This window comes from Pseudomonas sp. LPB4.O (genome assembly GCF_038383825.1).
Classification (GTDB): domain Bacteria; phylum Pseudomonadota; class Gammaproteobacteria; order Pseudomonadales; family Pseudomonadaceae; genus Aquipseudomonas; species Aquipseudomonas putida.
Genome location: NZ_CP151298.1, coordinates 1,343,186 through 1,367,741, shown reverse-complemented (window position 1 = coordinate 1,367,741; position 24,556 = coordinate 1,343,186). Strand labels below are relative to the sequence as shown.

The following is a 24,556-nucleotide window of genomic DNA, read 5'->3' as shown; positions in this document are numbered from 1 at the left end:
CTCGCCTTGCCGCGCGCCCTGCCGGCGCTGCACCTGCATGACCCAAAAAAGACAGGGTAAAGCACCTGCCACCAAGCCCAGCAGAATGCTGGCCAGATCCACTGTCATGCTTACCCCGATCACGCTGATGCAAATTGAGTGCAGCTTATCAGCCTGGGGCTTGTCGGAGCATTACTTCGCCTGGTCCGGATCGTTTTGCTGGCATAGCCGCGCATACTCCAGCTGTGCTCGCCGGTCACCGGCGCGGGCTGCCTGGCGCAGCAGTTCGTGGCCAATACGCCGGTCACGGGCGTTGCCACAATCGCGGCACAGCATCTGCCCCAAGCGGCTCTGTGCCACCACCACGCCCTGACGCGCCGGCTGCTTGAGCAGGCGCCCGGCCAGGTGCTTGACCTGGGGCTTGTCGCCCAGGCGCGGGCTGTCGAGCAGCCACAAGGCCACTTTCAAGGAAAAGCGCTCGGAAGGAGGCGTCGATGCTGCAGCGCTGGCGAGGTGTTTACCGCGAAACTTCATGAGCAACAGGTTTGGCAACTCGAAAGGCGCGCCACTCTACTCTTTTTTTTTCGCTGTGAACTGTCGATTTATGGAGAATTGAAAAAATATTTCAATGATCTTTTCTTGACGTTTTCGAGTGGATGACCGACCGGTCTGTCGGGGCATGTCGATTGTCGGACAGTTCACTGCACTGCTGGCACGCCCGTTCTAGAGCAAGCGCCCGGGACAATCCACAGTTCCTGTGGATAACTCGGTGGACAACCCCCTTGCACACCCCGCAAAGCCCCGTGAATTGGGGCTTTGTGTCAAACTGACGATTTTTTCACCAGCTGAAAATAGTGTTTTTTTTCATTGACTTAACCGCCTAGTCAAGGCATTGGCGAGGCCGTTGCAGCCTGTTGCCGGCCTGTTACAACCCTTGCCCCGAATGTGAACAAGTGCACCATGATCCCTCATATGAGTGCACGAAATGGGCACATCCGCCTGTGTGTGGGCTATTTGCCCCCTCTTCACAGCGGTACAAATACGCGCCATACTGCTCGGCTCACCTGAACAAACGTAGTGCTTGCCAAGCGCCGGTATTTCCGGTAAGGTGCGCCTCGTTAGTACCAAGCTGAAAGTCAATTCGGGCCACAACATCCTTGCAGACCCACTTTCCCAAGAGTGCGCTGCTGAAGCAGGATTGCCCATTCGATGATTCACTCGCCAGCCTCAGGCTGCTCAAGCACGAATCACGTGACAGATTGATCAGGATTCCACCCGACGGCCTAGAACCTTGGCCCCGACGTGCTGCCTGCCTTCCGAAGTACCTACCAGTCAGCCCAAGCGCCCACTTTTGATTGCGCTCTCTCTGGCTGCTTTGTTCCAGTCAGGTTCGTTCGTCCCTTAATAAAGGCGTCACTGGAACGTTTCTATCATGCACGGATCATATCTCCCGTGTTTAAAGCAGGAACCTCCAACAATATGCAAACTCATCATCAGATTCAGGCTGCCATTGGCACGCTCTCCCAGGCCTTCTCGCCGTTGAAGTGCCTTATCGTTGCCCCACGCAAGGGCAGCTTCAGCTTCACCTTGGTAGACGAACACGGCGTCGCCTGCCACACCGAGCGCCTGTACCATGAACAGTACAGCCGCAATGAACCGCTGCAGGCGGTCATCGCCCGGACTCGCCAATCGCTCACCGCGTGAGTGGCGAATACCGGGGCATTCAAGCGCTGAATCATCCCATCGCAAGCCTGCCTGAACGTTCTTGGCGTAATTGCCTACGGGCATATAGCCCGGTACGTCAGGCAGCAATCGATTTAAAAACAGCCCTTTACACCACGATTATCACACTACACTTCAACTCGAGCGGTGCTTGCCGCTTCCGGCGGGCCTGATCATTCACCAGCTGCCAAGCTCCAGCGCCCGTCCGGCCCTTAATTGCTCGAGGGCATCATGGGTATTGCGGCGAATGAATTGTGTCAGTATGTGATCCGACCCACCCTGGTCTACCTGAACCGTCACTGTGCCAGCGCGGAAGCCCTGCTATTGGGCATTGCCGCCAGCCAGTCGGCGCTCGGGTCCGCCTTGCATGACCGACGCGGGCACGGCCTTTACCGCATTGGCGAACACCGTCACCAGGCGCTCTGGGATGATTACCTGGCCCGCGACCCCGACCTGGCCAGCCTTGTGCGCGGCCTGGCCAGCCAGCACGCCTTCCTCGGCGGCCCGCACCTGGAACTCACCGTAAACCTGCGCTATTCCACAGCCATTGCCTGGATGCTCATCGAAGAGCAGGCCACGCCACTGCCTGCCGCTGACGACCTGTTGGCATTGGCGCGGATATGGCGCCAGATTTTCCACCCCCAAGGTCGCTTGCGCGACTTCACTCATGCCTGGCAGACCTGCATAGATCAGAGATTGCCACAGGTATCTTAAGAATCGTCCTACAACATTACCGGAAAAAAGGGAATTTTGGTCGGATTGTCCTACAAAACGGCTCTATCTTCCGCGATTGAGGCTATGGCGCGGTGCGTGATTTGTTGGTAGCTTTTCGCCCCGGAGATCCCAAGGAGTTTTCTAATAATGAAAAAAGTAATGCTCAAAACCTCCCTCGCCGTCGCTGTTGCCGTGGCATCCAGCCAAGTGTTCGCTGCAGGCTTCGCCCTGAACGAACAGAGCATCAGCAGCATGGGGACAGGTTTCGCGGGACGTTCTTCTTCTGCCGAAGATGCCAGCACCGTGTTTGGCAACCCGGCCGGCATGTCTCGCCTCAAACGCGAACAATTCACCGTGGGCGGCGCTGCCGTCATCGCCAAGTCCGACATCTCGGGCCGGGGCAGCAACCTCGGGGGGGAAACCGATGGTGACATGGTGCCTCTCGTTGGCGTCCCCATGGGTTACTACGTCAAGCCGATCGACGACCACTGGAGCGTCGGCTTCGGTGTCTATGTACCGTTCGGCCTGGTAACCGACTACGGCAGCGATGATGCCGCACGCTACTGGGGCAAGAAGAGCCACGTCGAGGTAGTCACCTTCCAGCCAACCGTCAGCTACGCCTTCAATGACAAGGTCTCGATCGGTTTCGGCCCTACCATCAACCGCATCAAGGGTGAACTGGGTTCGAGCCTGATCAACCCGTTCACCCCCGGCCGCAACGATGGCGAAGTGAAAATCAAGGGCGACGATACCGCCGTTGGTTACAACATCGGCATCCTGGTACAGGCTACCGACAGCACCCGCCTCGGTCTGACCTACCACTCGATGGTCGACTACAAGCTCGAGGGCAAGACCCGCGTCAGCACCCCGCTGATCGGGCCGTTCAACGGCAACAAGTTCGACGCCTCGCTGAAGATCAAGACGCCGGAATCGGTCGACTTCTCGGTTACCCACGAACTCGACGACCAGTGGACCCTGTATGCAGGCAGCACCTGGACCCGCTGGAGCCGCCTGAAAGACATCACCGTGCAGAACGATGTCCCGGCGCCATTGGCAGGTTCGGCGTTCCAGACCATCACCGAAGAACAGAACTGGCATGACACCTGGGCCCACGCCATTGGTGCGTCGTACAAGGTCAACAAGGAGTGGGTGCTGCGCACCGGCTTCACCGTCGACCAGTCGCCGACCAACAACCATGACCGTTCACCACGTATCCCGACGGGCGACCGCAAGGTGTTCAGCCTGGGTGCCGGCTGGAGTCCAACCAACGATATGACCATCGACGTGGCCTATTCCTACCTGTGGGAAGAAGACACCAAGGTCAATCAGGTAAGCGCGACCAAAGGCAGCTACCAGGCCAAGTACGAGAACAGCGCTCACGGTATCGGTGCATCCCTCACCTACCGCTTCTGATTCGTACGCACCCCATTAAAAACCGCCCTCGTGGCGGTTTTTTCATGCCTGCACCTGCCAACTGTCCCCCAGGCATTCACGCAGGTAGTCCATGAACACACGCACTTTCGCGGTCATGGCGAAACGGTCGGCCAGGCACAGGTAGATGTCCATTGGTTCGGTCTGGGCGTAGGCCTGGCCACTGTCGCAGTACTCGAACAACGGCACCAGCGCACCGCTGGCCAGGTGCGGTCGCACGATGAACTCGGCGAGGCGGGTGATACCGCCATCGTGCAGCGCCATCTGGGTCAGGGCGTCGATGTCGTCGCTGATCAGTACACTGCCGAACTCCGCTTCAAAAACGCAGCCCATCACGCATGAAACCCCAGCGCAGAAACCGCCCATCCACCGGGTAACGGAACACCAGGCAACGGTGGTCGCGCAATGCCTCAGGCGAACCCGGCACCCCAGCGCTTTGCAAGTACCCGGGCGAGGCACAGCAAATGAACGGGATCCGAGCGATATGCCTGGCCATCAGCTGGTCTTCCAGCTGCGGGGCAATGCGCAGGCTGACGTCGACGTCTTCACGTGCATGGTTGACCCGACGATCAGTCGTTAGCAACTCTATCGAAAGCAGTGGATAGCGGGCACTGAAGGCGGGTATCAGTGGCGCCAGCACGTGGCGGCCAAACGCGGATGTAGAGGCGATGCAAAGCCGCCCTTGGGGTTCACTGTCTGGCGTAGCGATGGCCTGCTCCGCCAGGGCCAGGTCACGTTCGATATGCCTGACACGCTCATAATACTGCGTACCCGCCGGCGTCAGCGCCATGCTGCGGGTGGTACGGCTGAGCAGGCGCACCTGCAGATGGCCCTCCAGGCGTGCCAGGTTCTGGCTGACCGCTGCCGGGCTAAGGCCCAGGGTACGGGCGCCCCCGGCGATGCTGCCGGCCTCGACCACCTTGATGAAGCTGCGGATGGCGTTGAGCAGGTCCATGCGAGAGCTCGTGCATTCATAAGAATCTCTTTATAAAGAACTCAGCGAGGCTGGTCTACAGCTGCGGCTGAGGGGATTGTTAACCTGCGCGTCCACTCACCTTTCAGGAGTTCACATGAGCAACCTGTCCCAGTCGCGCAGCCGACGCAAATTGCACCCGGGCGCTACGCCCTACGTTTTTGCCTTTTTCATGTCGTCAATCATGGCGCTGCTAATGTGCTTCGTGATCACCGCGGCGAATGCCGGGGTTACTGCGCAGTACCTGAGCAATGTGCTAAAGGCCTATCAATTGGCGATGCCAGTGGCGTTCGTTTGCGTGTTGATGGTCAGGCCGGTGGTGGTGCGGTTGGTGGCGATTACGGTGCATGCGAAATGAAATAATCCGATGCCGAGCCACGCCATCGGCGCCGGCTCTTGATCTTGATCTTGATCTTGCTTTTGATCTTCGCGACTTCAGGAGGCCGAACGCAGGCCTTGCGGAGGGAGGTGACGGGCATGGATGCCCGTCAAGCGCTGGGCCCCAGGATGGGGCCTGCAGCGCGGTCCTCCCGGGAGCGAGACCGGAGTGAGGGAACCCCGGAGCGCAGCGTAGGGGCTGGATGATCGGAGCGCAGCGTTTTTTGGTTACTTTTTGTCGCGTTTGACAAAAAGTGACTCGCCGTAAGGGCGAAAAGGTGAGTCAGCGTCGCCATCGCAAATGGCCTTTGCGCGAGCTAAAAACCACCACTGTTTCGCTTTTCGCTTGAAGGCGTGGGCATCAACAATGAGGTCAACATTCATTTTCAAAGGTGGCGCTTAGTCACCTTTCCGCCCTTACGGCGGGTCCCTTTTTGTCGTGGCTGTAGAGACCGGACACATCGCTGACACGTGTACGGAGACATGGTTGACACATTATGGTCCGTAATCAGGTTTATTTACGTCGATGGTTCGCAGCCGCTGATGGCAAAAATAGACATCGAACATGTCCCCGCCATCCCGCCCAGGGCGAATCGCTACAGTATGCCCAACCAGGCCTTTTGCGATGCTGAAATAGCGTTTCTGGAAGTGGAAGCGACTGTGATAAACCTTGGCGAGGATATCGTCCGGCCCATATTCAAACTCCTCAAGCCGATTGGGGTAGGCCCACGGGCTGGTGTGATATCTGGCCATCGGTACTTGGTACCCCAAAGCCTGGTGGGGTCGCTGTAGGTTGTAAATTTCACGCCATCGATCAAACGCCGTTTGGGCTTGTTCCAGGGTCGAGAACTGCCGACCATCGAGTACTTCAGCCTTCAAGGAGCGGTGGAAACGCTCAATCTTGCCATTCGTCTGAGGGTGGTACGGGCGACTAAAACTGATCCTTATTCCCAACTGAATCAACCAGATACTTAGTTCTGTCACCTCTCCAGGGTTGCGCGGCGAACCCCAGGGAGCACCATTATCGACGTTGATTCGTACCGGTAGGCCATAGCGCTGGAAGACCTCGATCATTTTAGCCCTGACCGTCGCTCCTCGCTCGTTATCGCAAGCATGAATGGCCAAGTTGAAGCGGGAGTGATCGTCAAGAATGGTCAGCGGGTGGCACCGGCCTTGCTGCAGGGCGAAGTGGCCTTTGAAGTCCATCTGCCAGAGATCGTTGGGCGCATCGTGTTCAAACCTAAGCCGCGCCTCTCGCGTCTTTTCAGGACTCTGGATCAGTTCATGACGGTGCAACACGTTAGTGACGGTACTGGGGGCAATACCCTTGCTCAGCAGGTTGCTGATGGTGCGTCCGCCCCAGGCCGGATGCTCCTGTCGAAGGGCTACGACTTGGGCTTCCAAGCTAGCCTCGGTCAAGCGAGGGCTGCTAGCCGGCCGCCGAGATCGCTCTTGTAAAGCGGCCGAGCCGCCTTCTTCAAAACGGCGCAGCCATTTGTATCCGGTTTGAGGGCTGATACTGAAGTGTCGGCATAACGCTCGAATATTGGCATCCGGTTGTCGCGCCAGGGATACGAACTCTTCTTTCAGGCTCATGGCGTTTCTCACGTTCCAAGGCATGGTGAAAATCCTGGCAAGTGGGCTACCAGAAAGTGTCAACCATGTCTCCGTACACGTGTCCACCATGTGTCCGGTCTCTACAGTCGTGGCAAAAAGGAACCAAAAACCGTCCGCTCCCATCATCCGGCCCCTACGCTGCGCTCCGGGGTCCCCTCGCTCCGGGCTTGCTCCCGGGAGGACCGCGCTGCAGGCCCCATCCTGGGGCCCAGCGCTTGACGGGCATCCATGCCCGTCACCTCCCTCCGCAAGCCCTGCGCTCGGCCTCCTGAAGTCGCAATCTGCGTCGCCTGAACTTCCGCGCGCTTAGCAGCCAAAGCAAGATCAAGATCAAGATCAAGATCAAGATCAAGATCAAGATCAAGATCCAGAGCTGCCCGATTACTGTTGCGAAGCGATGGCCTTCTCGATGGCTGCGCGGAATTCCGGATCATCCGGTTTGGTGAGGCTGGAGAAGTCACCGATCACCTTGCCCTTGCGATCGACAACATACTTGTAGAAATTCCACTTCGGCGCACTGCTCTGGCTGGCCAACTCAGCAAACAGCGGTATCGCATCCTTGCCCCGCACGGCCTGCGTCTTGGTCATGGTGAAGGTGACGCCATAGTTGGCATAGCAAACGTTGGCAGTCTTCTCGCTGTCGGCATCTTCCTGCTTGAAGTCATTGGACGGCACACCAAGCATTTCCAGGCCTTGGTCGTGATACTCCTTGTACGTCGCCTCAAGCCCCTCGAACTGCGGTGCAAAACCACAATAACTGGCCGTGTTGACCACCACCAAAGCCTTGCCGGAAAAGCGCTGGCACAGGTCGACCTGCCCCTTGCCACGCAACTCCGGCAGGCTGCCCTGCAATAACGCCGGGCAATCGGCAGCCCAGCTCGAAGCGCTGGCAAGCACGGCCAACAACGGCACTGTCAACCAATGAGCACGCATGATTCGTTTCTCCTGCTAGACAACCCTTGAGCTTGCAGGGTAGCGCCTAACAAACACTCATGCCCAGTTGCATCAATGCCATCCCACCCTTGTGCCATCCCCACCACGCCAGCGCCAGCAGCACCAGCGCGCCAAAGGCCAGCAACCCGCGGGCCAGGTAGCGGTTCATGCGGCCTGCGCCTGCAGGCGCGCAACCGGCCGTTCGCGCACGGGCCAGTTAAGGGCAGCGGCCAACAGACTGAGCAGGATGGAAATCTGCCAGACCAGGTCGTAGCTGCCGGTACGGTCATAGACCACCCCGCCCAACCAGCCACCGAGGAAGGCACCCAGCTGGTGGAACAGGAAGACGATACCGCCGAGCATGGACAGGTTACGCACCCCGAACAATGTAGCCACGGTGCCATTGGTCAACGGCACCGTGGACAACCACAGCAGGCCCATGGCGATGCCGAACAGGTAGGCACTGAAGGCACTCACCGGCGCCCAGAGGAACAACACGATCACCACCGCACGCAGCAGGTACAGCCCGGTCAGCAGGCGCGGCTTGGACATGCGACCACCCAGCCAGCCAGCCGTGAACGTACCCACGATATTGAACAGGCCGACCAGCGCCAGCACGGTGGTACCGGTGGTCGCGGCCAGGTGCTGGTCAACCAGGTAGGCCGGCAGATGCACGCCAATGAACACCACCTGGAAACCACACACGAAGAAACCCAGCGCCAGCAACCAGAAGCCGGAATGCGAGCACGCCTCGCGCAGCGCCTGGCCCAAGGTCTGTTCGGCGCCATGGCTGGGCAGCGGGCGGTCACGCAGCAGGCCAACGAAGGGCACGATCAACGCCACCATCAGGCCCAGCACCAGCAACGCTGCGGACCAACCCAGCCACTGGATCAGGCCAAGGGTGCCCGGCAGCATGGCGAACTGGCCAAACGAACCGGCGGCGCTGGCAATGCCCATGGCCATGCTGCGCTTCTCTGCCGGCACCGCACGCCCGACCACGCCGAGGATGACCGAGAACGATGTGCCGGACAGGCCGATGCCGATCAGCAAACCGGCACTGAGCGACAACGACCAGGCAGAATCAGCCATGCCCATGAGGAGCAAGCCGGCGGCGTAAAGAATACCGCCGATGATTACCACCCGCGCCGCCCCCATACGGTCGGCCAAGGCACCGGCGAACGGTTGCGCCAGCCCCCAGATCAGGTTTTGCAAGGCAATGGCAAAGGCGAACACCCCACGACCCCAGCCAAAATCGGCGCTCATCGGCGCCAGAAACAGACCAAAGCCGTGCCGCACACCCAGAGACAGCGCCAGAATCAAAGCCGCCCCTACCAATACCCACCCGCTGGTTCGCCACACCGAAGTCATTGTCGTTATCTCCAGCACATCGCAAGGTTTTTACGGGTATATACCCGCTTAGAGTCGTATCAATTCAAGCCAGTTGGTCCAGCAAACGCACCAGTTCATCCCGTTGCCCTGCGCCCAATCGCTCCACCAGCTCGATCTGGGCTTGTTCCCAGGCCGGATGCGCGTCGCGCAGCAGCTTCGTTCCAGCCTCGGTCAGCAGCACCACGCGGTTGCGCTGGTCGTCGCCATCAGCCAGGGCCACCAGCCCTTCAGCCTCCAGCACCCGCACGTTACGGCCCAGGGTACTGCGCTCCAGGCCCATGGCTTCGGCCAAGGTAGTGATACTGGGGCGATCAAGCCGCTGCAGGTGCCTTAGGAGGGAAAACTGCGCGACATTGACCCCGAAGCCGGCAAGAGCCTCGTCGTAATGCCGGCTCACCCCGCGGGCGGCACGACGCAGATGGGTACAGATGCATTCACTGGTCAGCATGGATACGTGTATATACCCGCATCATGAGTGTTGCAAGAGGGTTCACTGTTGCCGATACGCATCAGTCCGTGTTCAAGCGCCTTCGAATCGGCTCGAACTCAGCCGTGGCCTTGCGCGCCAAAGGGTCTGGCGCCCCTTGCTCGATCGCCTGCCAGTAGCGCCACGGCACCTTTGCCGAACCTAGTTCGTAGTCCATGCCGTCCCAGTTGTCTTCACGGAAGCTATAGAAAGCCCAGTGCAACTGGTTGCGATCCAGAACGGTGAGTACGTCTTCCAGATACTGCGAGCAACCCGGTAGCCTGCGCATGCAGCCAAATTCGCCTACCACCAGCCGCGACCGCGGCAGGCCCATGGCTTCGGCCCATGCCAGCGGCTGGCGCAAATAGCGCTCAACGCGTTGACCATCCCACTGCTGTGTCTGCCCGGCGAAGGGTGTGGGGCCGGGGTAGGGGATGGGGTGTTTACGCGCCATGTTGGGCGCACTGGTAGCGGCATAGGGTTCGTACATGTGCACGCTGTACAGTACTCGCGGGTCTTCCAGGTGGGCAGGCCAGTAGCCGAAGGCGTCTGCGGCGGCATACCAGCCGGCATCGACCATGATCGGAGTGTCGGCGTCCTCCTCGCGAATTGCCGCTATCAGTTGCCGGTACAGCAACGGCAGATCCCGCGCGGTGCCCTGCTCTTTCACATACCACTGCCGCATTTGCCCCAGTTCGTCGTGTTCGGCCAGGCCGCCCTGTTTTTCCGGGGCGGGTTCATTGATCAGGTTGTAGGCGGCAATGGCCGGGTGGCCCTTCAGTTCGCGCGCCATGTCTCGCCAGAAGGTCATAGCCTGGGACCAGTAGCGCTTGTCTTGCCACAGCCGATCATCAAATTGGCCCTGGTTGTTTTGCGACCAGCGCATACCGGGTAGCGAGAGAGGGGCAATGACGACCTTGAGGCCCGCCTGATGAGCACGATCGAGGGTGGCGCGCAGCGTAGCCAGGTCGGCGGCGGGCAGGCCTTCATAGCCATCGGCATTACCGAGGAGGAAATCACGTTCTACCGGTTGCCATTTATCGTACGACAATCGTACCCATGTCGCGCCATAGCCCCTCAGGGCATCGAAGTAGGCTTGATCGGGTGGCAGCCGGTTGAAGCTGTTGCCGCCGTGGCGTGGCGCGTCCCAGAATGCCATGAGATCTGCCGCAGTGGCTGGAAGGCTGGACAGCACCAATAGACTGGCGAGGATCCGGTTTCGCACGGGAGGCCTACCTGGTTGCAGGGGGGAAGACTGAGAATACGATGACAATGGAGTGCAGGATTTATCAAACCGTTGCCAGACGTTACTGCACCCTCGCTACCGGCAACTCCGCTCCTACAGATCCCAGGCCCTGGCCGAGCGATTAAAGGCCCATTGCCAAGCCAAGTATCACTGCCAGTTCCAGCAACTCCAGCAGCGCACCCGCTGTATCCCCGGTAGTCCCACCCAGTCGTCGGCAAATGAGGTGCCGCAGCCAGGCAAACATGGCCAGCGCCAGCACCACCACCCAGCCGCCCAAGACCAGACAGAAAAGTGCACTGGCCAGCAGCACCCACCCAGCTGCACGTCGCGGCAAGTGCTCGGCCAACGCTTGGCCCAAGCCGCCAGGCCGCACATAAGGGGTACAGAGGAACAGGCCCAACATCGCCGCGCGCCCAATCAAGGGAGCCAGCAGCAATTGCGCCCCGATACCCTGCTCCACCAGCACCCACAAGGCGCAGAACTTCAGCAACAGCACCAGCACCAGGGTGACCACGGCAATCGGCCCGCTACGCGGGTCTTTCATTATCTGCAGGGTGCGCTCACGGTCGCCGAAACCACCCAACCAGGCATCAGCGCTGTCGGCCAGGCCATCCAGATGCAAGGCGCCACTGAGCAATACCCACACCGTCAGCAGCAAAGCCGCATGCAACGGCGCTGGCGTACCCTGCAGCAGAAGGCTGGCCAGCCACAGCAGCAGCCCGAACAACACCCCGATCAGCGGATAGAACAGCAGCGAACGCCCCAGCTCACGCGGCTCCGGCATGCCCGGCAGGCTCACGGGCAAGCTGCTGAGGAACTGCAAGGCGATCCAGAACGGCAACATTTCAGTGGCCCTCGGCCAGTTGACCGTCGTCACCCATCACTAGCCGCACCAGCGCCCCATGCCCGACGTCAACCTGCAGCAACTGCGCCTTCGGCAAGCCTCGCGCCCGGGCCAGCAGCAACCGCATCACACCGCCATGGGTAACCAGCAGCACCCGCTTACCTGCATGCTGGCGGCTCAAACGCTCGACAGCGTCCAGCACTCGCTCGGCAAATGCCTGCACCGGTTCGCCATTGGGCGGGGTGTAGGCGTACGGGTCCGCCCAGAAGCGCCCCAGCGCATCGGCCTGGTCTTCCATGATCTGCGCCGCGCTACGGCCTTCCCAGTCACCGAAATGCAGCTCTTGCAAACCTGGTTCACGCTGCACAGGCAAATCAAGCCGCCCACCCAGTTCATCGGCAAAACACGCACAGCGCTGCAGCGGCGAACTGACCAGCACCTGCCACGGGCCGGCTTCGGCCACGGCGCTGCGCATCTGTGCCCAGCCCTTGTCGGTGAGCGCATCGTCCAGGCTGCCACGCAGGCCGCCCTGCTCCGTTTCACCGTGGCGCAACAGGTCGAGGATCATGCCGGGCGGTCCGCCACGGCGGCCTCGGCAAAGGTCGCCATCTGTCCGTGCAGCGCACAGGCCAGGCGCAACAATGGCACGGCCAACGCAGCACCACTGCCCTCGCCCAGGCGCAGGCCCAACGCCAACAGCGGTTCAGCCTGCAATGCATCCAGCAACGCCTTGTGCCCAGGCTCTGCGCCCTGATGGGCAAACAGCAACCACGCCCGGCACTGCGGGTTGAGGCGCACCGCCACCAGGGCGGCAACGCTACAAATGAAGCCGTCCACCAGCACGGCGATGCCCGCCTGCGCGCAGCCGATATAGGCCCCGGCCAAGGCCGCGATCTCGAAACCGCCGACACAACCCAGTGCCTGCAATGGATCTGCGGCCTGCAGGCCATGCAGACTCAGCGCCCGCTCGATGACCTCGGCCTTGTGCCGCACGCCAGCGTTGTCCAGGCCGGTGCCCGGGCCGCTCAGTTCAGCAGGCGGGCAACCTAGCAGGACGCTGGCCAAGGCAGCGGCGGCCGTGGTGTTGCCAATACCCATCTCGCCGCCGATGAACAGCTGCGCGCCCTGTTCGGCGGCACGCAAGGCGCTGTCGCGGCCGGCCTGCAAGGCAGCTTGCAACTGCCCCTCGGTCATCGCTGGCTGACCGGCGAAGTTGGCCGTACCGGCCCCCAGGCGCAGGTGGCGTACACCAGGCAGTTCCAGATGAGGGTCGATGGTGCCCAGATCGACCACCTCAAGACTGGCCTCCAGCTGGCGGGCCAACACGCTGATCGCCGCACCACCGCCGACGAAGTTGCGCAGCATCTGCCCGGTGACCGCCTGCGGATAGGCCGAGATACCCTCTTCGACCACACCGTGGTCACCGGCAAAAATGCTGATGGCAGCCTGGTCCAGGGTTGGCCGTTCACGCCCTTGCAGGCCCGCCAGCTGGATGGCCAGGCCCTCCAGCTGGCCGAGTGAACCGGCAGGTTTGGTCAGCTGTTGCTGACGGGCGCGGGCCTGGTCCATGGCGGCATTGTCGAGGGATTGGCAGGCGTCGCGCCACCAGGCTTGAGTCATAGTGCAGCTCCTTTGAGCATTAAGGGCAGGCCGGCCACGGTCAGCACCACACGCTGGCAGCGTTCGGCCACGGCCTGGTGCAACCAGCCGGCCAGGTCGACATAGCGACGGGTCAGCTCGCCCATGGGCACCACGCCCAGGCCGGTTTCGTTACTGACCAGAATGAGGGTGCCAGGCAGCTGCTCCAGGCAGGCCAGCAGGGCATCACGCTCTTCGGCCAGGCGCTGGTCGTCTTCGAGCATCAGCAGGTTGGTCAACCACAACGTCAGGCAGTCCACCAGCAGGCAGCGCCCTTCGGCCGCTTCGGCGCGCAGTACTGCCGCCAGGGCCAGCGGTTCTTCGATCAGCCCCCAGTCTGCGGGACGGCGCTGGCGATGCAGCGACACTCGTTCGTTCATTTCACCGTCCAGCGGCTGGCTGGTAGCGATGTAGGTCACTGGCAGGCCGCTGGCGCTGGCCAACTGTTCGGCCAGGCGGCTCTTGCCGGAGCGGGCGCCACCGAGGATCAGGCTGCGCATGTCAGGCCACCCCGCACAGTTGGCGCAGGTGAGCGGTGTCCAGGTGCTTTTCCACCAGGTCGGCCAAGCGCTCGATGTCGCGTTCACGCAGGGCTTCGTAATCGATGCTCTGCACATCCTCCAGGCCAGCCCAGCGCAGCAGCGCAGCACACGACTGGCTGCCCTCGAACAGGCCATGCAGATAGGTGGCGAGGATCTGGCCATCGGCACTGACAGCGCCATCACAGCGGCCATCGGCCAACTGCACGGCGGGCTGCTCCAAGGCAGGACCGGTGGTGACGCCAGCGTGAATTTCATAGCCGCCAACCGGTGCTGCTTCAAGGTTCAGCGTGCCGGCAACGTTGCGCAGTTGCTTCTCGGCTTCCAGCACCGTGGCGTAATCGAGCAGGCCCAGCCCCGGGCTTGAACCGGCAGCCCCTTCGAGACCCAGCGGGTCATGCACGTCGCGGCCAAGCATCTGCAGGCCGCCGCAGACCCCGATCAGCTTGCCACCGTAGCGCAGGTGCCGCTCGATGGCCTTGTCCCAACCGCGCTCGCGCAACTGCGCCAGGTCACCGCGCACGCTCTTGGAACCCGGCAGGATGATCAGGTCGGCAGCCGGGATCGGCTGGCCCGGGCCAATGAACTGCAGGTCGACCTGCGGGTGCAGGCGCAACGGGTCGAAGTCGGTGTGGTTACTGATGCGCGGCAATACCGGGACGATCACCTTGAGCACACGCTCGCTTTTGGCGCCTTGGCGCACATCGATGCCGTCTTCGGCTTCCAGGTGCAGGTCGGTGACGTAAGGCAGCACCCCCAGCACTGGCTTGCCGGTGCGTTGCTCCAGCCAGTCCAGCCCCGGCTGCAACAAGGCGATATCACCACGGAAGCGGTTGATGACAAAGCCTTTGACCCGCGCCTGCTCACTGGGCGACAGCAACTCCAGCGTGCCCACCAGGTGGGCGAACACGCCGCCGCGGTTGATGTCGGCGACCAGGATCACCGGGCAGTCCACCGCTTCGGCAAACCCCATGTTGGCGATGTCGCCAGCACGCAGGTTGATCTCCGCCGGCGACCCCGCGCCTTCGACCATGACCACCGGCCAGGCGGCACTCAGGCGCTGGTGCGAAGCCAGCACCGCCTGCATGGCGATGGCTTTGTAGTCGTGGTAAGCCACCGCGTTCATGCTGGTGACCGCACGGCCATGGATGATGACCTGGGCGCCGGTATCGCTGTTGGGTTTGAGCAACACGGGGTTCATGTCGGTGTGGGGTGCCAGCCGGCACGCTTGCGCTTGCACCGCCTGGGCGCGGCCAATTTCGCCGCCGTCGGCAGTCACCGCGCTGTTCAGCGCCATATTCTGTGGCTTGAACGGCACCACGCCAACGCCCTGGCGCAACAGCCAGCGGCACAGGGCAGTTACCAGCGTGCTCTTGCCGGCGTCGGAGGTGGTGCCTTGCACCATGAGGGTGGTCATGCCGATTCCTTTTGGTAGTCCGCCAGGGCCTGGGCCAGGCGCTGTTCGTCCGCCGCACATTCGGGCAGCCCCAGGCGCACGGCCGGTGGGTGTTCGAACAAGCGCACCAGAATGCCGCGGCGGGCGAGAAAGCCATGCAACTGCACGGCGCGCTCACTGCGCACGTACTGGAACAGGTCACAGCCACCGCTGGGCGCAAGGCCGTTACTGGACAGCAATGTAGCCAAGCGCTGGCTGGCGGCAGCGCAACGCTCTATCTGCATGCGCTGGGCAGGCTTGTCGGCCAGGCTGGCCTGGGCCAGCACCCGGGTTGGCCCGTTGACCGTCCACGGGCCAAGCAGCTCTGCCAGGCGCAGCAACAGGCTGCGCTCGGCGGCGACGAAGCCCAGGCGCACCCCGGCCAGGCCAAAGAACTTGCCGAACGAGCGCAGCACGATAAGCCCCGGGCGCTCGGCACAATCGACCACGCCATCCGCCGGGGTGTTGTCCATGAACGCCTCATCGACCAACAGCCAGCCACCACGGGCAGCCAGGCGGGCATGCCAGCCCAGCAGGCGCTCACGCGGCACCCGCCCCCCGGTCGGGTTGTTGGGGTTGACCAGCACCAGTACATCGAGGCTGTCGAGTGTTGCCTCGACCTGCGCCTCATCCAGCTCAACCAGTTGATGCCCCGCCCGTTGCCAGGCGTACGGGTGTTCGGCATAACACGGCGTCAACACCCCTACCCGGCCAGCCGCACGCAGCAGCGGCAACGCCTGGATCGCCGCCTGGGAGCCCGCCACCGGCAGCAACTGGCGGGCGCCGTAATACGCACGGGCAGCCTCTTCCAGGCCGTCCTCGGTCTCTGGCAGGCGGGCCCAGGCATCAGTGGGTATCGCGGGAATCGGGAATGGCCAGGGCGCGATGCCACTGGACAGGTCGAGCCACTGCTCGCGAGGGATACCGTATTGCTGCACCGCGCGCAGCAGGCGGCCACCGTGTTCAAGCATTGACGTAAGCCCCCAGGCAGATCAACAACAGCCACAGCCACACGCCGCGCTGCACCAGGCTCCAGCCACGCTCGATGGCATCGGCGTCAGCCATCGGCCCTTCACCCAGTCGTGGCCGCTGATGCAGTTCGCCGTGGTAAACCGCCGGGCCGCCCAGCTCTACCCCCAGCGCACCAGCACCGGCGGCCATCACAGGCCCGGCGTTGGGGCTGTCCCACAACGGGCCCTGCTTGCGCCAGCAGGCCAGAGCCAGGCGGGTCTTGCCCAGCAGTGCGTAGGTGAGCGCCACAAGCCTTGCGGGAATATAGTTGAGCACGTCATCAACGCGCGCCGCGCACCAGCCGAAGCGCTCGAAGCGCTCGTTGCGATACCCCCACATGGCGTCCAGGGTGTTGCTCAGGCGGTACAACACCACGCCCGGCGCACCGGCCACCACAAACCAGAACAGCGCGGCGAACACCGCGTCACTGCCGTTTTCCAGCACCGACTCGGTGGCGGCCCGGGCCACGGCAGGCTCGTCCAGCTCGCGGGTTTCGCGGCTGACCAGGTAGCCGACGCGGCGTCGCGCTTCTTCCAGGTCGCCCTGGCGCAAGGCGTTGGCCACCGGCAGCACATGTTCACCCAAGCTGCGCAGGCCCAGGGCGCAGTACAGCGCCAGCACATCCACCAGCCAGCCAATATAGGGCAGCCAGGACAGGATCAGCGCCACCAGGGTGAGCGGCACCACTGCCAGAAACCACGCACTCACACCGTGGCTGCGCCAGCCGCGGCCACCTGCATTCAGGCGGCGCTCCAGGTTACCGGCCATATTGCCGAAGGCCACCAGCGGGTGGCGCCGCTGCGGTTCGCCCAGCAAGGCATCCAGGGCCACCCCGGCCATGGTCAGCAAGGCCACGCTCATTGGCGCTCTCCCCATTGGTTTTCGTACAGCATGTCACTCAGGGGCCGTTCATCGGCCCAGTTTTCCAGCACCAGCATGGGTGCCGGGTAAAATTCGGTCACCGGCCCCAGGCACAGCACCGCGACCGGCTTGGCTCCATCAGGCATGCCCAGCAGTGCCGCCAGCGCCAGGGGGTCGAACAGCGATACCCAGCCCATGCCCAGCCCTTCGCCACGGGCCGCCAGCCACAGGTTCTGGATGGCGCAGGCTAGCGAGGCCAGGTCCATCTCCGGCAGGGTGCGACGGCCGAAGATGTGCGGCTCGCGGTTGTCCATCAAGGCCGCTACCAGCAACTCGGCACAGTCGTTGATGCCTTCTACTTTCAGCTTCATGAAGTCATCCGACCGCTCGCCCAATGCTTCGGCGGTGCGCAGCCGCTCCGCCTCCACCAGGGCCTGGATGCGGGTGCGCAAGTCACGCTGGGTAATGCGGATGAACCGCCAGGGCTGCATCAGGCCGACGCTGGGTGCCTGGTGCGCGGCCGCCAGCAGGCGGCCAAGCAGCTCCGGCGCCACCTGGCCACCGGCGAAATGGCGCATGTCACGGCGCTCGCCGATGGCGCGGTAGATCGCGGCGCGTTCGGCGTCGCTGTAAGCGTGTTCGCTCATGGTCGCAACAACGCCGCCGCCGCATCGGGGTTGGAGGGGAAGTAGAAGTGCACGTAGGAGGCCGTCAACCGGCCCAGGCGATACACCGCTTCGTTGCCACGCCCACCGTTGGGGCTGAGGCCACGGGCAATCGGGTCCAGCGCCGTGCTGGTCAGCGAGTGATGATAGGTGTGACCGCGCAGGGTACCTTCCGGCAGCTCCACCGCCTGCAAGGCCAGGGCCGCCAGGCGCTTCTGCATGGTCGCCTCGCCCGGCAGCAGGCCGAGCAGTTCGGCACGCTCACCGGCCACGTCAGTCAGGGCATCGAGCAGGTACAGCATGCCGCCACATTCAGCCAGCAACGGCTTGCCCTGAGCATGATGGGCACGAATTGCCTCGCTCATCGACGCATTGGCGCCCAGGGCGTGGTGATGCAGCTCGGGATAACCACCCGGAAGGTACAGGCTGTCCACCACCGGCAGTTCACGGTCATGCAGCGGCGAGAAGAATTCCAGCCGTGCACCCAGGTTGCGCAGCAGTTCCAGGTTGGCGCCATAGGTGAAGGCGAACGCCTCGTCCCGCGCCACACCAATGCGCACACCAGCCAGCGAGGCAGCACACGCTTGCGGTTCGGGTTCGGCAAAAGTCACCGGCGGTGGCAAGGTTGCGTCGCAGCTGGCGCCGAGCGCCTCGGCTGCGGCGTCCAGGCGGGCATCCAGGTCGTTCAGCTCGCTGGCCTGCACCAGCCCAAGGTGGCGGCTGGGCAGCTCGATGCCGCGCTCGCGGGACAAGCCGCCATACCAGCGCAGCCCTTCGGTCAGGCTGCCTTCGAGCAGTTGCGCGTGGCGCAGGCTGCCCACCCGGTTGGCCAGTACGCCGGCGAACGGCAGGTCGGCCTGGTATCGCGCCAGGCCCAAGGCCAGGGCGCCGAAGGTCTGGGCCATGGCCGTGCCGTCGATCACCGCCAGCACCGGCACGCCGAAGTGGCGCGCCAGGTCGGCGCTGGACGGGGTGCCATCGAACAGCCCCATCACCCCTTCGATCAAGATCAGGTCGGCCTCGCCGGCCGCTTCCCACAGCAAGCGGCGGCTTTCCTCGGCACCGATCATCCATAAATCCAGCTGGTACACCGACGCGCCACTGGCCCGCTCGAGAATCATCGGGTCCAGAAAATCGGGCCCGCACTTGAACACCCGCACCTTGCGCCCGAGGTTGCGGTGCAGGCGGGCCAGGGCAGCAGTGACAGTGGTCTTGCCCTGGCCAGAGGCCGGTGCCGCAATCAACACGGCGGGGCAGTGGCGCGATTGACTCACAGTTCGACGCCCTTCTGCGCGCGGATACCGGCCTGGAAGGCGTGCTTGAGCATACCCATCTCGGTCACGGTATCAGCCAGTTCGATCATCTCCGGCTTTGCAGCGCGGCCAGTGACGATCACGTGCTGCATGGGCGGACGGGCCTGGATGTCGGACAGTACCTGATCCAGGTCGAGGTAGCCGTGCTTGAGGGCGATATTCAGCTCATCCAGCACCACAAATTGCACACTCGGGTCCTGCAGCAACTGGCGCGACACCGCCCAGGCGGCTTCGGCGGCGGCGATGTCACGCTGGCGGTCCTGGGTTTCCCAGGTAAAGCCTTCGCCCATCACGTGGTAGCGTACCTGCTCGGGGAAGCGGCGGAAAAACAGCTCTTCGCCGGTGCTGTTGCGGCCCTTGATGAACTGCACCACACCGCACTGCATGCCATGGCCCAGGGCGCGCGCGAGCATGCCGAAGGCCGAGCTGCTCTTGCCCTTGCCATTGCCGGTCAGCACCAGCAGCAGGCCGCATTCGTTGGGGGAATTGGCGATGCGTTCGTCGATGACCGCCTTCTTGCGCTGCATGCGCGCGAGGTGGCGTTCGTCGCGGTCGGTGGGTTCGCTCATCAAGGGTTCTCCGCAGGCTGGCGCCACGGCAAGGCGTGGCGACAGGTAATAGGCAGGCAGACGAAGAACGCGCAGGGGCCATGGCAGGGCGCCACGGTGCACCGCGCATCACCCTCCGTGATGCCGTTGACAGTTTCAGGCCGGTCTCCGGGCTTGTGAGCGGGCCTTGGCCCTGGCCTGCGCGCCTTCCCGGATGCTGGCATCCAGTGGCCCTGCGCGGCCTTCTACTCACCTACCGTTGCGGGGGCAGCGCCGGAATCGCGCCATGCTGGCGCCCACCGGCTTCCCAGTTTCACCCTGCCCAGTTGGGGCTGGCAGGGCACCTGAAACACGCGCGAAGGTTAGAGGGTTGCACCCTGAGCGTCAATCGAAGCGGGTGTTGCCGCGACGTATGCGCTTGATCTTGCTCCGGCTTTTGATCTGGCTCTTGATCTGGCTCTTGATCTTGCTTTTGATCTTCGCGACTTCAGGAGGCCGAACGCAGGCCTTGCGAAGGGAGGTGACGGGCATGGATGCCCGTCAAGCGCTGGGCCCCAGGATGGGGCCTGCAGCGCGGTCCTCCCGGGAGCGAGGCCGGAGTGAGGGAACCCCGGAGCGCAGCGCAGGGGCCGGATGATCGGAGCGCAGCGTTTTTTGGTTACTTTTTGTCGCGTTCCCCCCGTGTCAGCCTACCTGTCGCCTCTACTGATTGACTCAATTATTCAAGGGGGCGAAGGTGCACAGTAATGAAAGAGCATTATGACAATGAGTTCAGAGACTGGGCTGTCCAGCAAATGATGCCGCCTCTGAACCGTTCTGTGGCGGAGCTTGCCGTTGCAATCGGCGTTACTCCGCAGTCGCTGCGAAACTGGAGACAAATGGCTAGAGATAAAGGGTTGATCGTCCCTGGTAACAACAAGACCAGCGATCAATGGTCCAGCGCCGACAAATTCAATGCTGTCATGGAGACAGCTCCCTTGAGTGAGATTGAGCTCTCACAGTATTGCCGTATGAAAGGGATATTCCCTGAGCAGATCCAGCAGTGGCGTTTGGCTTGCCAGAACGCCAACGAGGTAGCTGAGCCCCAACCTTGCGCCAAGAAAACTGCCGAACAACGACGCATCAAGGAACTAGAACGTCAGTTGTCGAAGTCAGATGCTGGTCGCAAAGAGGCGGAGGCTTTACTGGAACTGCGAAAAAAAGCCAATGCGATCTGGGGCAAGGACAAGGAAGACTGATCAGTCCCTCAGATCGCATGCAGGCGTTAGGTTTAATAGCCGAAGCTGTGGAAGCGGGGGCAAGAAGATCCCATGCGTGCCGCGAGCTAGGGCTGTGCCTTCGAACGATCCAGCGCTGGCGCCATAGCAACGGTGATAGGCGTCAGACAGTTCAACGCAAGGCACCACCGAACAAGCTAAGTGTGGCGGAGCGACAGGCAGTATTAGCCGCTGCAAATCAGCCAGGTTATGCAAGTCTGACGCCGCATCAGATCGTGCCAAAGTTAGCGGATGAAGGCATTTACCTAGCATCGGAGTCGACTTTCTATCGAGTGCTCAAAGAGGCGAATCAAAATGTGCGCCGAGGCCGGGCTAAAGCACCGAAACGCCGAATCTTGACTACGCATCGAGCGGATGGCCCGAACCAGGTGTGGTGCTGGGACATCACATGGTTGCCGACCACGATCAAGGGGCGTTTCTACTACTGGTACATGGTCAAAGACATCTACAGCCGCAAGCTTGTAGTTAACGAAGTCCATGAATCCGAATGTGCTGAGAACGCCTGCGTGCTGCTTGAGAAGGGGTGTTTGCGTGAGCGAACAGCGGGTCGTCCTTTGGTGCTGCACTCTGACAACGGCCTCGTGATGAGGGGCTCACTGTTACGCGAACAAATGATTTCGCTGGGTGTTAAGCCTTCGTTCAGTCGTCCGCGGGTGAGCAATGATAATGCTTATGCGGAAACACTCTTCCGCACTGCGAAGTACTGCCCACTGTGGCCCGACCATCCGTTCGACAGCCTTACGGAAGCGAGACTCTGCGTACAGAGATTTGTCGAGTGGTACAACGAAGAGCACCGGCACAGTGCCCTGCGATACATCACGCCCAACGAGCGTCACGAAGGCAGAGCGACCGCGTTGCTAGAGGCGCGAGCGGCATTGTATTCGTCTGCCAAAGCAGCTAATCCAACACGCTGGAGCGGTGAGACGCGAAATTGGCGACTTGCAGATGCTGTTTACTTGAATCCGGAGCGCTCTGAAGCTGGCGTTGCCATAGCTAGCTGACGTTAAGGCGACAGGTACATTGACACGCACCGCGTTTGACAAAAAGTGACTCGCCGTAAGGGCGAAAAGGTGAGTCAGCGTCGCCATCGCAAATGGCCTTTGCGCGAGCTAAAAACCACCACTGTTTCGCTTTTCGCTTGAAGGCGTGGGCATCAACAATGAGGTCAACATTCATTTTCAAAGGTGGCGCTTAGTCACCTTTCCGCCCTTACGGCGGGTCCCTTTTTGTCGTGGCAAAAAGGAACCAAAAACCGTCCGCTCCCATCATCCGGCCCCTGCGCTGCGCTCCGGGGTCCCCTCGCTCCGGGCTTGCTCCCGGGAGGACCGCGCTGCAGGCCCCATCCTGGGGCCCAGCGCTTGACGGGCATCCATGCCCGTCACCTCCCTTCGCAAGCCCTGCGCTCGCCCTCCTGAAGTCGCAATCTGCGTCGCTTGAACTACCGCGCGCTTAGAAGCAAAAGCCGAAGCAAGAGCAAGAGCAAGAGCAATAGCCAGAGCAAACGGTGGGGAACCTGGCGAACACGGCCGGCCTCTCAATTCAACAGGCTTCTTGAGAGGACGCCGCACATGAAATGCCTGATGCCTTGGTTAATCGCAGCCAGCTTGGCAGGCTGCGGCGAAACAGCCCTGTTGAGCGTAAACGAGGGCAGCGGGCCAACCCCTAGCCTCCCCGCCCCCGTCAAAACACTGATCCCCACCGTAAAAATCGCCCCCGCCGTCGGCTGGCCAAAAGGCAGCAAGCCGACCGCAGCTGCAGGCACGCAAGTCGAAGCCTTCGCCAGCGGCCTCGACCACCCGCGCTGGCTCTACTTGCTGCCCAACGGCGATGTGCTGGTGGCAGAGACCAACGCGCCACCCAAGCCCGAAGATGGCAAGGGCATCCGCGGCTGGGCCATGGGCAAGGCGATGAAACGCGCCGGCGCGACCGTACCCAGCGCCAACCGCATCACCCTGCTGCGCGATGCCGACCACGATGGCGTGGCAGAAATCCGCAGCCCTTTCATCGAAGGGCTCAACTCACCGTTCGGCATGACGCTGGTGGGCAAGGACTTGTACGTGGCCGACACCGACAGGCTGCTGCGCTTTCACTATGAACCGGGCGCCATGAAGGTGACCGACAAGGGCCACCCGGTGACCGAGTTGCCGGGCGGGCCGCTGAACCATCACTGGACCAAGAACGTGATCGCAAGCCCCGACGGCAAGAAGCTCTACGTCACGGTTGGCTCGAACAGCAACGTCGGGGAAAACGGCATGGAAAAAGAGCAAGGCCGCGCCGCGATCTGGGAAGTGGACCGGGCAAGCGGCAAGCACCGGCTGTTCGCCACCGGCCTGCGCAACCCCAACGGACTGGCCTGGGAGCCGCACAGCAACGCCTTGTGGACAGCAGTCAACGAACGTGACGAAATCGGCAGCGACCTGGTGCCGGACTACATCACCTCAGTGACAGACGGCGGCTTTTATGGCTGGCCATACAGTTACTACGGGCAGCACGTAGACCAACGGGTGCAACCGCAGGCCCCGCAGAAGGTCGCCCAGGCGCTAGCGCCCGACTACGCGGTGGGCCCGCATACCGCATCCCTGGGGCTGGCATTTGTCCAACCTGGCATGCTGCCGCCGCCTTTCGAACAGGGAGCTTTGGTCGGCCAGCACGGGTCGTGGAACCGTAAACCCCACAGTGGCTACAAAGTGTTGTTCGTACCCTTCAACCGTGCAGGCAAACCTGCAGGCCACCCCATCGACCTGCTCACCGGGTTTCTCGACAGCGATGGCAAGGCGATGGGGCGACCGGTGGGAGTGATCAACGACGGGAAAGGCGGGATATTGGTGGCCGACGATGTGGGCAATGTCATCTGGCGGGTGAGCAAAGCACCTTGAACCCGACGGCCTGTACCGGCCCCGCTGAACGGGGCCGCTGCTTCAGGCATTGAGAATCAGGGGTTCTGTGCCAGATGGCCTTGCGGAATCACACGCTTGGCTTGCAGATAGGCCTTGGCCCAGTAGCTGTTGGACAGGTAGTCCAATCGTACCGTGCCGCCCGTTGAGGGCGCATGCACGAAACGCCCTTCCCCTACATAAATGCCTGCATGGCTGACCTGCGAGCCGCCACTGGTGGCGAAGAACACCAGATCACCGGATTGCAGCGCCTTGGCATCCACCGTCGGTGCACGCATGACGATCATCTCCCGCGTGGAACGCGGCAAGCTGATGCCGGCTGCATCACGGTAGACATATTTGATCAAACCACTGCAATCGAAGCCGGAGTCCGGGGTGTTGCCGCCCCAGCGATAAGGCGTACCCACCAGGCCAATGGCGCGGATTAGCACGTCATCGGCAATCGGCGAAGGGCTCGGTTGGCTATAGCTAACCTGCGGCTGAACCACAGGGGCCGGCGCAGGCGCACGGCTGGAGCAGGCAGCAAGCAATGTCGCCAAGGAGAGAAATGCGAAGCGCGCCATCTTTATCATGGCCAGAACATCCTGTCTGAGACCGCTGCGCAGCAGCCGAAAAGAGTTGAGAATTTAGATTAGACGCTTTCTATAAATGCGCACGGCGGCGAGCTTTTTTCAAAGCATCGC

The 24,556-nt window shown here is 62.1% G+C and carries 24 protein-coding genes, 2 pseudogenes and 1 riboswitch; of the genes and pseudogenes, 6 read left to right on the top strand and 20 right to left on the bottom strand.

The genetic code is table 11. The features are described 5' to 3' along the window. Positions 1-174: 174 nt before the first annotated feature. Positions 175-513 (bottom strand): annotated as a pseudogene (locus MRBLPB4O_RS06215) (sel1 repeat family protein); the annotation flags it as partial. 945 nt (positions 514-1,458) lie between these two features. Here MRBLPB4O_RS06215 and MRBLPB4O_RS06210 point away from each other — a divergent pair. The 3 genes from MRBLPB4O_RS06210 to MRBLPB4O_RS06200 all read left to right on the top strand — a co-directional run bounded on the left by MRBLPB4O_RS06210 (position 1,459) and on the right by MRBLPB4O_RS06200 (position 3,828). Further along, the gene (locus tag MRBLPB4O_RS06210) at positions 1,459-1,683 is read left to right on the top strand and encodes a hypothetical protein (RefSeq protein WP_016501083.1); all 225 of its coding nucleotides are present in this window, start codon (positions 1,459-1,461) and stop codon (positions 1,681-1,683) included. A gap of 249 nt (positions 1,684-1,932) precedes the next feature. Beyond that, complete coding sequence (locus tag MRBLPB4O_RS06205) at positions 1,933-2,415, top strand: hypothetical protein (protein ID WP_341797814.1); 483 nt, start codon at positions 1,933-1,935, stop codon at positions 2,413-2,415. Between the two features lie 147 nt (positions 2,416-2,562). Then, positions 2,563-3,828, top strand: coding sequence for an outer membrane protein transport protein (locus tag MRBLPB4O_RS06200; RefSeq protein ID WP_341797813.1), 1,266 nt, complete (start codon positions 2,563-2,565; stop codon positions 3,826-3,828). A gap of 42 nt (positions 3,829-3,870) precedes the next feature. On the opposite strand, the pseudogene MRBLPB4O_RS06195 reads toward MRBLPB4O_RS06200, so the two are convergent. Continuing rightward, positions 3,871-4,801: pseudogene (locus MRBLPB4O_RS06195) on the bottom strand (LysR family transcriptional regulator). Between the two features lie 115 nt (positions 4,802-4,916). Between MRBLPB4O_RS06195 and MRBLPB4O_RS06190 the strand changes: the two are divergent. Next, entirely contained in the window at positions 4,917-5,177 is a 261-nt protein-coding gene (locus tag MRBLPB4O_RS06190) for a DUF2798 domain-containing protein (RefSeq protein WP_016485290.1), read from the top strand. A gap of 515 nt (positions 5,178-5,692) precedes the next feature. On the opposite strand, the gene MRBLPB4O_RS06185 is transcribed toward MRBLPB4O_RS06190, so the two are convergent. The 17 genes from MRBLPB4O_RS06185 to MRBLPB4O_RS06105 all read right to left on the bottom strand — a co-directional run bounded on the left by MRBLPB4O_RS06185 (position 5,693) and on the right by MRBLPB4O_RS06105 (position 20,233). Continuing rightward, positions 5,693-6,817, bottom strand: a complete 1,125-nt coding sequence (locus MRBLPB4O_RS06185) for an IS481 family transposase (protein WP_341797812.1) — start codon at positions 6,815-6,817, stop codon at positions 5,693-5,695. Between the two features lie 378 nt (positions 6,818-7,195). Then, positions 7,196-7,747, bottom strand: coding sequence for a glutathione peroxidase (locus tag MRBLPB4O_RS06180; RefSeq protein WP_341797811.1), 552 nt, complete (start codon positions 7,745-7,747; stop codon positions 7,196-7,198). 46 nt (positions 7,748-7,793) lie between these two features. Beyond that, positions 7,794-7,916 (bottom strand): hypothetical protein, encoded by a 123-nt coding sequence (locus MRBLPB4O_RS06175; protein WP_258655568.1) that lies wholly within the window; start codon positions 7,914-7,916, stop codon positions 7,794-7,796. Then, entirely contained in the window at positions 7,913-9,106 is a 1,194-nt protein-coding gene (locus MRBLPB4O_RS06170; protein WP_341798859.1) for an MFS transporter, read from the bottom strand. The genes MRBLPB4O_RS06175 and MRBLPB4O_RS06170 overlap by 4 nt, the downstream gene beginning before the upstream one ends. 73 nt (positions 9,107-9,179) lie before the next feature. After that, a complete protein-coding gene (locus MRBLPB4O_RS06165) occupies positions 9,180-9,584 on the bottom strand; it encodes a MarR family winged helix-turn-helix transcriptional regulator (RefSeq protein ID WP_341797810.1) in 405 nt (134 codons plus the stop codon). A gap of 61 nt (positions 9,585-9,645) precedes the next feature. Then, complete coding sequence (locus tag MRBLPB4O_RS06160; RefSeq protein ID WP_341797809.1) at positions 9,646-10,761, bottom strand: cellulase family glycosylhydrolase; 1,116 nt, start codon at positions 10,759-10,761, stop codon at positions 9,646-9,648. 208 nt (positions 10,762-10,969) lie between these two features. Further along, positions 10,970-11,692, bottom strand: a complete 723-nt coding sequence (locus tag MRBLPB4O_RS06155) for an adenosylcobinamide-GDP ribazoletransferase (protein ID WP_341797808.1) — start codon at positions 11,690-11,692, stop codon at positions 10,970-10,972. A gap of 1 nt (position 11,693) precedes the next feature. Beyond that, positions 11,694-12,260, bottom strand: coding sequence for an alpha-ribazole phosphatase family protein (gene cobC, locus MRBLPB4O_RS06150; protein ID WP_341797807.1), 567 nt, complete (start codon positions 12,258-12,260; stop codon positions 11,694-11,696). Then, complete coding sequence (gene cobT, locus MRBLPB4O_RS06145; protein ID WP_341797806.1) at positions 12,257-13,312, bottom strand: nicotinate-nucleotide--dimethylbenzimidazole phosphoribosyltransferase; 1,056 nt, start codon at positions 13,310-13,312, stop codon at positions 12,257-12,259. The genes cobC and cobT overlap by 4 nt, the downstream gene beginning before the upstream one ends. After that, positions 13,309-13,830: a bifunctional adenosylcobinamide kinase/adenosylcobinamide-phosphate guanylyltransferase gene (gene cobU, locus MRBLPB4O_RS06140; protein ID WP_341797805.1), complete on the bottom strand. Its 522-nt coding sequence runs from the start codon at positions 13,828-13,830 to the stop codon at positions 13,309-13,311. The genes cobT and cobU overlap by 4 nt, the downstream gene beginning before the upstream one ends. A gap of 1 nt (position 13,831) precedes the next feature. Then, positions 13,832-15,286 (bottom strand): cobyric acid synthase, encoded by a 1,455-nt coding sequence (locus tag MRBLPB4O_RS06135; RefSeq protein ID WP_341797804.1) that lies wholly within the window; start codon positions 15,284-15,286, stop codon positions 13,832-13,834. Further along, on the bottom strand, positions 15,283-16,275 hold the full coding sequence (gene cobD, locus MRBLPB4O_RS06130; RefSeq protein ID WP_341797803.1) for a threonine-phosphate decarboxylase CobD: 993 nt from the start codon (positions 16,273-16,275) through the stop codon (positions 15,283-15,285). Before cobD ends, MRBLPB4O_RS06135 begins: the two co-directional genes overlap by 4 nt. Next, entirely contained in the window at positions 16,268-17,176 is a 909-nt protein-coding gene (gene cbiB, locus MRBLPB4O_RS06125; protein ID WP_341797802.1) for an adenosylcobinamide-phosphate synthase CbiB, read from the bottom strand. The genes cobD and cbiB overlap by 8 nt, the downstream gene beginning before the upstream one ends. Then, complete coding sequence (gene bluB / locus MRBLPB4O_RS06120; RefSeq protein ID WP_341797801.1) at positions 17,173-17,823, bottom strand: 5,6-dimethylbenzimidazole synthase; 651 nt, start codon at positions 17,821-17,823, stop codon at positions 17,173-17,175. Before bluB ends, cbiB begins: the two co-directional genes overlap by 4 nt. Beyond that, positions 17,820-19,115 carry a cobyrinate a,c-diamide synthase gene (locus tag MRBLPB4O_RS06115; RefSeq protein ID WP_341797800.1) on the bottom strand — a complete coding sequence of 432 codons (1,296 nt, stop codon included), beginning with the start codon at positions 19,113-19,115 and terminating at the stop codon, positions 17,820-17,822. Before MRBLPB4O_RS06115 ends, bluB begins: the two co-directional genes overlap by 4 nt. Further along, entirely contained in the window at positions 19,112-19,723 is a 612-nt protein-coding gene (cobO, locus tag MRBLPB4O_RS06110; RefSeq protein WP_341797799.1) for a cob(I)yrinic acid a,c-diamide adenosyltransferase, read from the bottom strand. The genes MRBLPB4O_RS06115 and cobO overlap by 4 nt, the downstream gene beginning before the upstream one ends. A gap of 120 nt (positions 19,724-19,843) precedes the next feature. Then, positions 19,844-20,065, bottom strand: a riboswitch (cobalamin riboswitch). Between the two features lie 21 nt (positions 20,066-20,086). Next, positions 20,087-20,233, bottom strand: a complete 147-nt coding sequence (locus MRBLPB4O_RS06105) for a hypothetical protein (RefSeq protein ID WP_341797798.1) — start codon at positions 20,231-20,233, stop codon at positions 20,087-20,089. A 215-nt stretch (positions 20,234-20,448) separates the two neighbouring features. Between MRBLPB4O_RS06105 and MRBLPB4O_RS06100 the strand changes: the two genes are divergently transcribed. Both MRBLPB4O_RS06100 and MRBLPB4O_RS06095 read left to right on the top strand, forming a co-directional pair. Continuing rightward, a protein-coding gene (locus MRBLPB4O_RS06100) for an IS3 family transposase (RefSeq protein WP_341797797.1) occupies positions 20,449-21,980 on the top strand; the annotation gives its coding sequence in 2 pieces (ribosomal slippage) (positions 20,449-20,908 and positions 20,908-21,980; 1,533 coding nt in all). Positions 21,981-22,547: 567 nt separating this feature from the next. Next, positions 22,548-23,855 (top strand): sorbosone dehydrogenase family protein, encoded by a 1,308-nt coding sequence (locus MRBLPB4O_RS06095; protein ID WP_341797796.1) that lies wholly within the window; start codon positions 22,548-22,550, stop codon positions 23,853-23,855. Positions 23,856-23,911: 56 nt separating this feature from the next. Here MRBLPB4O_RS06095 and MRBLPB4O_RS06090 read toward each other — a convergent pair whose 3' ends face one another. Next, positions 23,912-24,445, bottom strand: coding sequence for a C40 family peptidase (locus MRBLPB4O_RS06090; protein WP_341797795.1), 534 nt, complete (start codon positions 24,443-24,445; stop codon positions 23,912-23,914). Positions 24,446-24,556: the final 111 nt, after the last annotated feature.